Here is a 12,642-nt window from a genome sequence, read left to right as displayed (position 1 = left end):
AGCCCCCCAGATCATCAACAGTTTTTCCCAAAATCATACGGGACTGCAGTAGCGCTATTTCTGGTGCCGATTGTGGCTGGCTGTCAGGTAACATCTGACTCAGGCCATTAAGAATTGCATTTCCTTGTTTTTGTTCCACTTGCAATAGTGCATCAGCCTGATATACAGGGGTGGAAAATAGTGCATATAAAAGAGCAAATAGCGTAAATAATGCGGTAATGGAAATAATGAGTTTCCTATGGTCGATAAGCTCTCCTAGCAGGCGTGCTAAATCGATTTCATCCGCCTCTTTAATAACGGCTCTGTTTTTAACTGAAGACATGCAATGATTCCTGATAATTATGAGCCCAACTTCTCGGTCCAACGTAAGCCAGCTTGTTCAATTAACTGATATACCGAAACAAACGCTTCATCACTTTTTCGGTATGGATCAGGGATTTCCTTTTGGTTTAGCCATTGACCGAACAGCATTGTTTTGCCTCTGACTTCAGGAGCAATCCGTCCAATTTGTTCAAGATGGGATTTCTCCATTACCAAAATCAGATCATACTGTCGGCCAAGTGAAGAGGTAAATTGGCGACCTTTATGCCCAGCTAATGAAAGACCGTACTTTTCAGCAACCCTTATAGCACTATCATCAGCACTATGCCCAACTAAAGCCCCGGTCCCCGCTGAATCAATTTTTTTATTGGGCAATGTACGCCGTAAGAAACGCTCGCCAATCGGTGAACGACAGATATTTCCGGTACAAACAACTAATATTGTTTCAAACATTAGTTTGGCCATCTCTTAATATAACGAATAGTTTCAGTCATATCATGTACCCCAGCTATAGTCGGTACCAATTGTGATATAACTCTGTTCCAGCGAACCAGCGGAGCCGTGGTTACATAGACAATATCGTATGGCTGAAGCTGGAATTCGGTGCCCAAAACCATTGCTGAAGCATCTTGAGCATTTAATTGATAAATATTCGCGATCTTACCTTGTTTATCCCCTTTCAGTTGGCGAATCACAAAAACTCCTGTCGCATCGCTAACGGTCTGGGATATACCATCTGAGTTACCAATTGCTTCAGCGAGCGTCATTCCGCTACGATCCATCTTAAGCGTACTTTGCTTACCAACCTCACCCATAACGAAAACTTTAAGATCATCGTTACGCGGTACAAATAATATATCACCAGGATATAAAAGATGATTCTGTGTCAAATCACCTTTCTGCATTAAAGCATAAAGTGAAATATTCCTATCCTTACCATCATGTGTTAAAACCACATTTCTCCAGTCTGCATCAGCAGCCAGGCCTCCTGCGGCATTGATTGCATCCATCACCGTTAACGGGATATTCGTAATTGCTTGTTTTCCAGAGTTTGCAACTTCACCCGTAACATATACTTTCTGTGATCTGAATGCTGCAATGCTGACGTCAACCTGGGGGCTCTCAATATAGGTCGTCAAACGGTTAGTGATCTCCTGACGCACTTGGCTTAAAGTTTTGCCCGCCACCTGCACTTTACCTATATAAGGGTAGAAAATAGTACCATCTGAATTGACCCAGTTGCCCGTATCACTTGCGCTACGGTATTGGCCTGCCGGGGTAGTTAGTTCTGGATGATCCCATACAGTGACCATTAATACATCACCTACCCCAATCCGGTATTCATAGCTGCTAAGCAGCTTATCCAGTTCCGGGTTAGGGCGCGCTAAAACCGCTTCCGGACGCAACTGATCGATCAGCCCCGGCGTCATCGGGTAAACGTTAACCAGCTTATCCAGATCGTAGTCACTATCCGGGAGTTCCACCACGTTCTTACGCAGGCTGTTTAACCCCTGGCCCGGAATAATCGTACACCCCGATAAAAACCCAATTGCCAATGCTAATGCCGAAAATCTAACAATTTTTTTCTTCATAATGTCACATCATCAGTAAATCAAAATTTGCCAATTCCTGAGCAGCTGTCATGGCCGTTGCTTCCTTACCAGCCTGCGGAGAGAGAAAAGCTGACTGCATCCTGCAGCGCTACCACCGCTCTCCCCTTATTTTCAGCATTCAGCCTTATAAACTAAACGGTATCTCTATCCCTGCGCTGGCCCCAACGTCATCGCTGTCGCTGTTGTTAGCGTTTGTGTACCACAAAGAGGTATTCAGACGAACAGACTGATAAACATCCCCGCTCCAGCCTAGCTGTACACCTTTCAAGGTATCGGCATGCGGGAATGCTTTGTTGATCGACTGGTTCTCCGGGTTAACCTTGGCGTAAACGATGCGCGTACTCCAGCGCTGGTTATCTTCAGTAATCAGCTCAACCTTCCCGGCAATGAGTTGACCATCCCCACCCATCGCATCCCCCAGTGGATACCCTTGTTGGTAATAACCATCTTTATAGATGTGGTGGGTATAGCTGTAATTCGTCCGGCTCATATTGGTACGAGTATCATGCGCTTCCACGTACCAGTTCACCGCATCTTTACCCCAACCGTGGTGCCCTTCCACTCCACCAAGGAACATATTCGCGGAAGGCAGGTAGCCAGACTCATCCTCGCCGACCATTTGCCCATAGAAACTCACCGGCCACCCTAGAGTCGGCTCGAGTTTGAATTTAAAGTCAAATCCGGCCAGCTGGTTACCCGGTTCGTTATCCGTCCCGGTATTATCATGGCCAGTGAAGCCATCCCAGAAGCTGCTAAATGACTCAGGCCGCCCTTCCCCACCCCACTGCATAATGCGCGATGCACCTAATTCTAATGACTGAAACGGTGTAAAGGTGAAGCGTCCGCCGATAATTTTGGCATGGGGCACCGCAGTATATTGATTCATCTGGCTGGCAGAGATCTGATACTGCCATGGCCCCACCCAGCGCAGCCACCAGGTTTCCGGCGCCGCCTGCTCTGCCCGCTGCATCAGGAAGCCGGTCATTGGCCGCATGGCATCCCCGCGGATCAGGCTGCCTTCATAGCCCGGTCCCCACCACTGCGGAACCTGACCAAAGGAGAGCCACTGGTTCCAGAATTTCACCGCGCCGTAGGCGCCATTGGCGTTGAAGCGCGAGCCGTTGCTGATCCGCTCCCCTCCTTCGACGTTGCCCTGGAGGTGGACATCCCACCACTCGCCGCTGTTGTTGAACGCCAGGCCTAACGAGTTATCTGCCGGCTGTGTCTGACCAAACCCCTGCGGAGTGCCCGGCTGGTCGGTTGAAGTGTAACCGGTGACCCGGAAATCGGCTTTTAAGGCAGACAGTCGCTGGTTAATACGAGCAAGGACCACTTGCTCAGAAGAATAGGAAGGCTTGGCCTTTTTCAGCGCCCGGGCGATCTCTTCCTGGCTTAGCGGCCACGTCGACAGGCTCAGATGAATGACCCCACGATCGGAAAGCCAGGCCAGGTCGTTACGCAAGTCGTTGTCATTTACTACTAACCCGGCCGCGTAAGCCTGGGCTCCCAGGGAGGAAAGCAAACCCAACGTCACGGCAATGCGCGCAATTTTTATCATTGTACAAGATCCATTTTCAGCCCCGCTGTCGTATCTCAATGAGAATGAGGGGAATACCAAGATAGAAAGCGCTCGCGGCACCAGCTGACTTCGCTGTGCAACACCGGCGAGGCAAGTACATTTACCCTAAGCTGCTTGTTAGCCTTATAACATCCACTCAGCTCACAATGTAGGCGAATTTTACCCTACAGGCTATGGATGAGACAGGAAAGTTAATGTCCAGGCGATAACAGCAGCCGCTCCTGGCCAACTTCTGAGGATATCCGTAGAAAATTGATAGATATCTATTGATGATGATCATCCTGACCGGGTCGATATTTACAGCCGTTGAAGAGAACCTCTGTGCAGCAGCAAGCGGCTTCAGCGACGCTACCGCCCCTGGCTTAACAGCTACCAGCGCACTGACTACCTGAACGACTTAATTTTTATCGACCTGTGGATGAATAATTGGTCAGGCCATTATTTTTGGCGGCGTTAAGTTTACGGGATTTCGGTCACAATTGGGAGTGTTGTTACCGAATATCTGCCAATTAATGCCACCTGTCGTTCTACTGACAAAAAATAAGCGGGTCACCAATTAAGATTATTCACTGATTTCCAGGGTTAGAGATCTTCCCGGTACTGCTACATCATCACACATGCAGCTAACTGACTGTAAAAAAACGTCTTTTTACATAGCTCATCATCATGCAAAAATCAGATGATGGCGTTATAGTCAACTACAATTTCTAATAGTTTCCTGTGTCTGGATATTCATTGAATGTGCATCAGGTAACGTCTCAGCGCATTTAAGAAACGTCTGATCAAAGCTATATCCAGGCAAATATTCAATAACAATGTAGTAGCACTTCATTATTTCATAAATATGAATTATCAATTACCGGGTATATAGTAGATTATTTTCTTATTTGTCTAATTAACCGGCGAAAACTTAATTTCCCCTGTAAAACAAATGGCGATTACCAGGCCTGCTTGTGCAGATCGGTACGCGTAAAGGGTTTATCCAGCGGCCCCACCGCGGTGGCGATTTGTCCCAGCAGGGACTGAGTCGGCGCTTTGCTGCCGCTATGTAACAGGATAAGCGGAACCATCACCAGGCATGCAACACCGCCCCATGAGATATTCACGCTTTCCGGATCAGGGGTACGTTTTTGCAACACCAGGAACAAAGCGCTGCCAGCAGCGCCCAGCAGCAGGCCGGCAATCACTTCCGAGACGGAATGCGCATGGATGACCAGCCGCGAATAGCCCACCACGGCGGCCAGAACATAGCCGGTAATAACGGCCGCTTTACGCAGACCGGCGGAGAAACGGGCGCTGAGCAGCCACAGGAAGATAGGCCAGAAGGCCGCGGAGAGCGCGGAGTGGCCGCTGAAGCCGGTGTAATCCAGCTCGCGAATACCCAGACCCCAGCCCATAAAGGCCAGTTTGGAGGCGCAGACGATAGCGCCGGTGATGCCGAACAGCAAACTCCACTGCCACGCCAGCAACCGCGACGTTTTACGCAGCATCAGAACAATAAACAGCGCCGCTGCGCTGGGCAGCAAAACGGTGCTATCGCCAAAAAATGAGATGAGTTGCCAGTTCATATACCTGTGATCCTTCGATGATGTCCACTGCCGTGCTCAGGGATTATCCGTAATGTCTGTACCAGCTCGCATGCCAATTCATTTCACATTTTTATGCATGCAAGTGAGATGTTTAAAGCGGAAACATGATCGCAGTCAAGTTTTATTTTTGGCTGTCGTTGACCGCTTTTCCTGCGCTTTAGGAATTGTCGCACTAAGTGACTATTCATAAAGCATTATTGCCGCTACTCCGACCATTGCACCACAGAGGCCAGAGACAAACTACCAGAAGTCTCCGAAGCCATACGTTTCTTTACAATCGTTATAACATTCGCGTTATGAATAATTTCTGCATAACGTTATGAGCGGCAGGACGAATGCTTCAGCCTTGCCGCTCGGTTTCAGGCTGGCGCTCAGGCCAGCAGTTTTTTAATGCTTTCGCGGAATTTGGCGCCTTCTTTCAGGTTACGCATCCCGTAGGTGACGAAGGCCTGCATGTAGCCCATTTTCTTCCCGCAGTCGTAGCTTTCGCCGGTCATCAGCATCGCGTCGACGGACTGCTTCTTCGCCAGTTCGGCAATGGCGTCGGTCAGCTGGATACGGCCCCATGCGCCCGGCTCGGTACGTTCCAGTTCGGCCCAGATATCCGCCGACAGCACGTAGCGCCCCACCGCCATCAGATCGGAGTCCAGAGTCTGCGGCTCGTCCGGTTTTTCAATAAACTCGACGATACGCGCCACCTGGCCTTCAGCCACCATCGGCTCTTTGGTCTGGATGACGGAGTATTCGGAGAGATCGCCCGGCATACGTTTCGCCAGCACCTGGCTGCGGCCGGTCTCGTTAAAGCGGGCGATCATAGCGGCGAGGTTATAGCGCAGCGGGTCAGCGGTGCCGCCGTCAAGGATGATATCCGGCAGGACCACCACAAACGGGTTGTCGCCGACTACCGGGCGGGCGCAGAGGATGGAGTGGCCCAGGCCCAGCGGCTGCGCCTGACGCACGTTCATGATGGTCACGCCCGGCGGGCAAATGGCCTGCACTTCCGCCAGCAGCTGGCGCTTCACGCGCTGTTCCAGCAGGGCTTCCAGCTCGTAGGAGGTGTCGAAGTGGTTTTCCACCGCGTTCTTCGAGGAGTGCGTCACCAGAACAATCTCTTTGATCCCGGCGGCGACGATTTCGTCAACGATGTACTGAATCATTGGCTTATCAACGATCGGCAGCATCTCCTTTGGAATTGCCTTTGTGGCCGGCAGCATATGCATGCCTAGTCCTGCGACCGGAATAACCGCTTTCAAATTCGCCATATTCATCTTCACCTGTTTGGTTGCAAAACACGCGGTTTTGCAAAATTGTACATGTCACAAATCCATTGGAACTGATAATACACGGATACTGCCCGGGCATCTGCTCGCCAAATTCTTAAATTCACTGTCACGTAAAAGAATACACACAACTCCCTTTTACCAACAGTCAGAAGTGAGAATAATCTTATTTTCGTTCAGGTTATTCAGCGGCTCGTTCCTTTGCGCCGCGCGATGTGGCTGAGAGGCCCGTCTATCGGGGTCTGTTGGCCGCCGGCCCCGCCGCGCCGCGCCGCGCGTATGCCTGGAAAGAATAGATATAGATAATAAATTTCGCCAGGCAATATATTTCAGCATAAACAGCCGGATATGACGACATATTAGCCTGAATCCGCGGCGGTGAACTGCGATCCGCCCTATTCTGCACTCACTTCATAATATGAATTATGCTGGTTTTGTGAGCGGGCTTCGCGCTTCGCTTCTGCTCTGCGCATCCGCGCTCGCCGTGACGAACCGCGGGAGGAAGCCTTTTTGCCGCCCTCGCTGAAACGCAGCGGAAAAAGTTCTGATATCGGCAAGCTTATTCCATGGTCGCCGCCATGGTGTTATTTTTTCACTGTTCTTTTCCGGAACATAATTCTTATCGGTTCGCTTAATCCCCTGGAAATATATCCATCCACGGCAGGGCGATATCCGCGTCGTTATTGCATTTTAGACTCATCTTATCCAAGATCGTGGTAACACATACCGCAGTCGTACAGGTTTTAATACATATGGAATGGATTGCCGATCCGTCAATCTGGGCAGGTCTCGTCACGCTGGTGGTTATCGAACTGGTGTTGGGTATCGATAACCTGGTCTTTATCGCTATCCTCGCCGAGAAGCTCCCTCCCGCCCAGCGCGACCGCGCGCGGATCACTGGCCTGATGCTGGCGATGGTCATGCGTCTTCTGCTGCTGGCCTCTATCTCCTGGCTGGTCACCCTGACCAAACCGCTGATTGTTTTTCACGACTTCAGCTTTAGCGCCCGCGATTTAATTATGCTGTTTGGCGGCCTGTTTCTGCTGTTTAAAGCGACCGTCGAGCTTAATGAGCGGCTGGAGGGGAAAGACAGCGATAACCCCACCCAGCGCAAAGGGGCGAAATTCTGGGCCGTCGTGGCGCAGATCGTGGTGCTCGACGCCATCTTCTCGCTCGACTCGGTGATCACCGCCGTCGGCATGGTTGATCACCTGGCGGTGATGATGGCCGCGGTGGTTATCGCCATCAGCCTGATGCTGATGGCCAGCAAGGCGCTGACGCGCTTCGTTAACAGCCACCCGACCATCGTGATCCTCTGTCTGAGCTTCCTGCTGATGATCGGCTTCAGCCTGATTGCTGAAGGCTTCAGCTTTATCATTCCGAAAGGCTATTTATATGCGGCCATTGGCTTCTCGGTCATGATTGAAGCCCTTAACCAGCTGGCGCAATTTAACCGCCGTCGCTTCCTCTCCGCCAATATGACGCTGCGTCAGCGCACTACCGAGGCGGTGATGAATCTGCTGAGCGGGCAGAAAGAAAAAGCTGAACTGGATGCTGACACGGCGTCGCTGGTCGCCGATCAGGATCAACATCCACTGTTTAATCCGCAGGAAAGACTGATGATTGAGCGGGTGCTGAACCTTAATCAGCGCAGCGTCAGCAGTATTATGACGTCGCGCCATGATATCGAGCGCATCAACCTCAGCGCGCCGGAGGAAGAGATCCGCAGCCTGGTGGAGAAAAATCAGCATACCCGTCTGGTGGTCACCGGCGGGAAAGATAATGAAGATCTGCTGGGGGTGGTGCATGTTATTGACCTGCTCCAGCAGTCCCTGCGCCAGGAGCCGCTGGATCTGCAGGCGCTGGTGCGTCAACCGCTGGTCTTCCCGGAGGGGCTGCCGCTCCTCTCGGCGCTCGAGCAGTTCCGCCAGGCCCGCACCCATTTTGCCTTTGTGGTCGATGAGTTTGGCTCCGTCGAGGGGATTGTGACCCTCAGCGACGTGATGGAGACCATCGCCGGTAATCTGCCCAATGAGGTGGAGGAGATCGATGCCCGGCACGATATTCAGCATCATCAGGACGGTTCGTGGACGGTCAATGGCCATATGCCGCTGGAGGACCTTGTGCAGTACGTTCCGCTGCCGCTGGATGATAAACGTGAGTATCACACCGTTGCCGGTCTGTTGATGGAGTATTTGCAGCATGTGCCGCAGGTGGGGGAAACCATTGAGATTGACGGTTATACGCTGCGCACGCTGCAGGTCGACAGCCATCGGGTGCAGAAGGTGCAGATCGTCCCGCCGGTAAAGCAGGATGAGCTGGATTATGAGGTGTAATCGTCAGGCATAAAACGGCCCGGGGTACCCCGGGCCGTAAAATTGATAGCCAGGTATCCTGTTTAATGCCTGATGGCGCTGCGCTTATCAGGCCTACGGGATGGCGAACTAATCGGGGGATGACACCCACCGTATAATCCAGACCGGGTCAGGCGTAGCTGCCACACTGCCTGATGGCGCTGCGCTTACCAGGCCTACGGGATGGCGAACTAATCGGGGTATGACACCCACCGTATAATCCAGGCCGGGTCAGGCTTAGCTGCCACACTGCCTGATGGCGCTTCGCTTATCAGGCCTACGGGATGGCTAACTAATCGGGGTATGACACCCACCGTATAATCCAGGCCGGGTCAGGCGTAGCCGCCACACTGCCTGATGGCGCTGCGCCTATCAGGCCTACGGGATGGCGAACTAATCGGGGGATGACACCCACCGTATAATCCAGACCGGGCCAGGCGTAGCTGCCACACTGCCTGATGGCGCTGCGCTTATCAGGCCTACATTAAGTGGCGACGCTAACGAATGATATTGCGTACATCCCAGGCCGGGTCAGACGCAGCCGCCACCCGGCATCATTGTGACATTAAGCTTTGACGATAAACACAGCCCGGAAACTTCCGGGCCGCGGTGGTAGGAATTACAGCTTATCAAGCAGCTTTTTGGCATCGTTGCCGTCTTTGCTGCCTTTATTACGCTCAACCCAGTCGTTGAGGCGCTGCTTCGCTTCATCCTGCAGCTGTTTGCGCAGGATCTGATCGACCTGCAGACTGTAGCTCAGCGACTGCCACTCGCCGTAGATGCGCAGCGGGATAGCGGTCTGTTTCAGGCGGTCGATAAGCTTGCCCTCCCCTTTCCAGCCGCCGAGCACGCGCACGTTGAAGCGCATATCGCAGTTCTCTTTCTGCAGATCGAGCTGTCCTTCGCCGGTCATCGCCATCACGTCGGACTGCCCCTGCAGGCGGTTCAGCGTCACCAGCCCGTTATCCAGCGTCAGCCGGCTGCTCACGGAATCCAGGCGGGTTGCATTGTCGTAATTTTCCTGCGCCCGCACGTTGGTGCTGCGCTCCACGGCCTGCTGCACCAGCTGCTGGAAGTTCAGCCCTTCGGTGCGGGTATCGGCCATCTGGAGCTGAGCCTGTCCCTGCCAGTGGCGACGGAAATCATCAGCGTCAATGCGCGTTCCGGAAAATTCGCCGCTCAGCGACAGCTTGCCGGTCAGGTTTAAGGAATAGTTAAAGGCTTTGATCAGCGAACCGATCTCAACATTCTGCAGCGCCGGCTGGAACGTCGCCAGCGGCGTGTCGCCGCGGGCATCCAGGGTGCCAGGGAGAGAGAGCTGCCCGCCGTCAAGATTGCCCTGCATTTTGCTGACCGTCAGCAGCCCCTGTTGGTTGCTGATTTCGCTCTGCACCTGGGTGAAGTTCAGACCGCGCCACTGCAGCTGGTCGGCGCTCAGGGCCATTCGGCCGTTGAAGCCGCGCAGGCTCTGGTAATCTTCGCGCTCATCGCTGTCGGCGATCACCGGGCGCAGCGGTCGCGTCTGACTCTGGCCCTGCTGACTGGCGCTACTGTCCGTCGCCGGCGACCTTTGCGCCAGCAGACTATCGAGATCGAGAGTGGTGGCGTGCAGATCCAATGACCAGTCCGGGCGATCCCCCAGCACCACGCTGCCGCTGCCGGTAACGGTGCTGCGGTTAGCCATCAGATTCAGGTTGTCAAAACGCAGGGTCTTGTCATCTTCCTGCCAGCTGGCCTGCAGACTCCCCTGACCATTAATGCCGTCCGGTGGGAGCTCGGCGCCGCGCAGCTGCCAGCTAAGCTGGGTAAAGTCGGCTTTTAAGGAGTGCGGATAATCGCCGCCCTGCACGGTGGCGGAGAAGTTCAGCTCCAGGTCGCGCTGGTCGCGGTTCACCCGGCCGGAGAAATCCACGGTGGCCCGGTGATTCTCATCCTGCTCCATCTGCAGACGGATATCGCGCACGGTCACCTGCTCGCCGTTCTCATGCTGGAAGAAGAGCACGCTGTCGGCCACCTGCAGCTGACGCACATCGTAGGACCATCCGCGATCCTCCGGGGCCAGCGGCAGGGTGTTATCATGCGGCACCACTGGCGCTGAGCTGTCGCGAACCGCCTCGGTTTTCGGGGTCAGCTGGATCACCGCGCCCTTGAGCATGACCTGCTTCACCTGCAGCTGATGCGAGAGCAGCGGCAGCAGCGCCACGTCGAGGCGCATATTGTCGGCGCGGATCACCGGCTCTTCGGCGCCTCTGGCGGTCAGCGTCATCCGTCCGCTGAGAATGCTGAGCTGCGGCCAGACGTGCCAGCGCAGCGGGCCATCAAGGTCAAGCTGATAACCGCTGCGCTCTGCCACCTCATGCACCATATAGGCGCGAAAATCGTTGGGATTGACCAGCAATACCAACGAGGTAAGCCCGGCGACAATGACCGCCAGCAGGATCATCAGCGTTGTCAGTATTCGTCTCATGGCACCCTCAGCAACACCCCGTTGACGTTATCAATCCTTGTCGATTCGGCTCGCCACCGCGCCCTGCTGGTCGCGATATTTGGCGTCTTCACGGCGGTTATACGGCCGGGCCGCCGGGCCCGATAACGGTTCAAAGCTCAGCGCGCCGATGGGCATCCCCGGGCGCAGCGCCAGCGGCAGCTTACCGGAGTTGTAGAACTCAAGCACGATGCAGCCGGACCAGCCTGGATCGATACGGTGCGCGGTAACGTGCACCATCAGCCCCAGGCGCGCCAGCGAGGAGCGTCCGTCCAGCCAGCCTACCAGGTCGGCAGGCAGGGTGACAGACTCGTAGGTCACCGCCAGCGCCAGTTCGCCCGGATGCAGGAAAAAGGCCTCCCCTTCCGGCAGGACGATCTCTTCGCTCATCACGCGGTCCAACGCGGCGCTGACCTCGGCCTTCGGGCCGCTTAAATCGATAAACGGCGCCGTGTGGCCACGGAAGGTGCGGAATTTATTACCCAGCCGTACATCAACCGTCGCGCCATTAATACGCTCAACGGGCGGACGCGGATTGATGGCGAGTCGCCCTTCATCCAACCAGGCTTCGATATCTCGGTCACACAGACGCATGGGCTTTCTCCTTATAAGGCTGCTTCCCGCACGCTTCGCGGCGGAGAGGGCAACAGGGCTACTCTTTGCACGTTACACAATTCGGCCAGGTTATTCAAAGAACTGACTGATTTTGGCCTTCAGAATATCAATAGCGATGCGGTTTTTGCCGCCGCGCGGCACGATGATATCGGCATACTGCTTCGACGGTTCAATAAACTGCAGGAACATCGGGCGCACGGTTTTCTGATACTGGGCCATCACCGAGTCCATGGAGCGGCCGCGCTCGTTAACGTCGCGCTTAATACGGCGCATCAGGCAAATATCGAGAGGGGTGTCGACGAAAATAGAGAAGTTGAGCTCGTTACGCAGACGCGCATCGGTCAGCAGCAGGATCCCTTCAAGGATAATCACCTTCTTCGGCTCGACGTGAATGGTGTTCGGCGTGCGGGTATGCTCGACGTAGCTATAGACCGGCAGTTCAATCGGCTGGCCGCTTTTCAGCATCTGCAAATGCTGGAACAACAGACTGTGGTCCATTGAGCTCGGGTGGTCATAGTTGGTTTTGACGCGCTCTTCCATCGACAGATGGCTTTGATCTTTGTAATAGCTGTCTTCCGGAATGACGCCAATATGTTCGTCGCCAACTTGTTCACGCAATTCGCGATAGAGAGTACTGGCGATAAGACTTTTGCCAGAAGCCGATGCGCCGGCGATGCCTACAATGACGCACTGATGGGACATATCAGTCATAAATTTTTGCGACCTGATTAACCTGGATAGAGATGGAGGGTGGCGGCGGACCGCCAAACGCGGCAATTATAGGGATTTCAGCGTCCCGATACCAG

The 12,642-nt window shown here is 53.9% G+C and carries 9 protein-coding genes and 2 pseudogenes; 2 read left to right on the top strand and 9 right to left on the bottom strand.

Features of this window, described 5'->3' with window-relative positions:
* Window positions 1–7: 7 nt before the first annotated feature.
* The 4 genes and pseudogenes from OHJ17_RS08465 to OHJ17_RS08450 all read right to left on the bottom strand — a co-directional run.
* A pseudogene (locus tag OHJ17_RS08465) lies at window positions 8–322 on the bottom strand (Wzz/FepE/Etk N-terminal domain-containing protein); the annotation flags it as partial.
* A 17-nt stretch (window positions 323–339) separates the two neighbouring features.
* Window positions 340–774 (bottom strand): arsenate reductase/protein-tyrosine-phosphatase family protein, encoded by a 435-nt coding sequence (locus OHJ17_RS08460; RefSeq protein WP_049025986.1) that lies wholly within the window; start codon window positions 772–774, stop codon window positions 340–342.
* The gene (locus OHJ17_RS08455) at window positions 774–1,913 is read right to left on the bottom strand and encodes a polysaccharide export protein (protein ID WP_023317072.1); all 1,140 of its coding nucleotides are present in this window, start codon (window positions 1,911–1,913) and stop codon (window positions 774–776) included. Before OHJ17_RS08455 ends, OHJ17_RS08460 begins: the two co-directional genes overlap by 1 nt.
* A gap of 145 nt (window positions 1,914–2,058) precedes the next feature.
* Entirely contained in the window at window positions 2,059–3,492 is a 1,434-nt protein-coding gene (locus OHJ17_RS08450; RefSeq protein ID WP_023317073.1) for a capsule assembly Wzi family protein, read from the bottom strand.
* Between the two features lie 290 nt (window positions 3,493–3,782).
* Here OHJ17_RS08450 and OHJ17_RS08445 point away from each other — a divergent pair, with 290 nt between their 5' ends.
* Window positions 3,783–3,905 carry a hypothetical protein gene (locus tag OHJ17_RS08445; RefSeq protein WP_020324291.1) on the top strand — a complete coding sequence of 41 codons (123 nt, stop codon included), beginning with the start codon at window positions 3,783–3,785 and terminating at the stop codon, window positions 3,903–3,905.
* Window positions 3,906–4,451: 546 nt separating this feature from the next.
* On the opposite strand, the gene OHJ17_RS08440 is transcribed toward OHJ17_RS08445, so the two are convergent.
* Together OHJ17_RS08440 and galF are read right to left on the bottom strand one after the other, a co-directional pair.
* Complete coding sequence (locus OHJ17_RS08440; protein WP_023317074.1) at window positions 4,452–5,081, bottom strand: phosphatase PAP2 family protein; 630 nt, start codon at window positions 5,079–5,081, stop codon at window positions 4,452–4,454.
* A gap of 315 nt (window positions 5,082–5,396) precedes the next feature.
* Window positions 5,397–6,370 (bottom strand): annotated as a pseudogene (gene galF / locus OHJ17_RS08435) (GalU regulator GalF).
* A 764-nt stretch (window positions 6,371–7,134) separates the two neighbouring features.
* Between galF and OHJ17_RS08430 the strand changes: the two are divergent.
* The gene (locus OHJ17_RS08430; protein ID WP_004151147.1) at window positions 7,135–8,718 is read left to right on the top strand and encodes a TerC family protein; all 1,584 of its coding nucleotides are present in this window, start codon (window positions 7,135–7,137) and stop codon (window positions 8,716–8,718) included.
* A 637-nt stretch (window positions 8,719–9,355) separates the two neighbouring features.
* Here OHJ17_RS08430 and asmA read toward each other — a convergent pair.
* The 3 genes from asmA to udk all read right to left on the bottom strand — a co-directional run bounded on the left by asmA (window position 9,356) and on the right by udk (window position 12,547).
* On the bottom strand, window positions 9,356–11,203 hold the full coding sequence (gene asmA / locus OHJ17_RS08425; RefSeq protein WP_023317075.1) for an outer membrane assembly protein AsmA: 1,848 nt from the start codon (window positions 11,201–11,203) through the stop codon (window positions 9,356–9,358).
* A gap of 30 nt (window positions 11,204–11,233) precedes the next feature.
* The gene (gene dcd, locus OHJ17_RS08420) at window positions 11,234–11,815 is read right to left on the bottom strand and encodes a dCTP deaminase (RefSeq protein ID WP_004151145.1); all 582 of its coding nucleotides are present in this window, start codon (window positions 11,813–11,815) and stop codon (window positions 11,234–11,236) included.
* A 90-nt stretch (window positions 11,816–11,905) separates the two neighbouring features.
* Window positions 11,906–12,547 carry a uridine kinase gene (gene udk, locus OHJ17_RS08415; protein ID WP_002912442.1) on the bottom strand — a complete coding sequence of 214 codons (642 nt, stop codon included), beginning with the start codon at window positions 12,545–12,547 and terminating at the stop codon, window positions 11,906–11,908.
* Window positions 12,548–12,642 lie beyond the last annotated feature (95 nt).

This window comes from Klebsiella sp. KP20-425-1 (assembly GCF_025813515.1).
GTDB lineage: Bacteria > Pseudomonadota > Gammaproteobacteria > Enterobacterales > Enterobacteriaceae > Klebsiella > Klebsiella pneumoniae.
The sequence above is the reverse complement of the archived record's forward strand: the minus strand, read 5'-3'. Positions and strand labels throughout refer to the sequence as shown.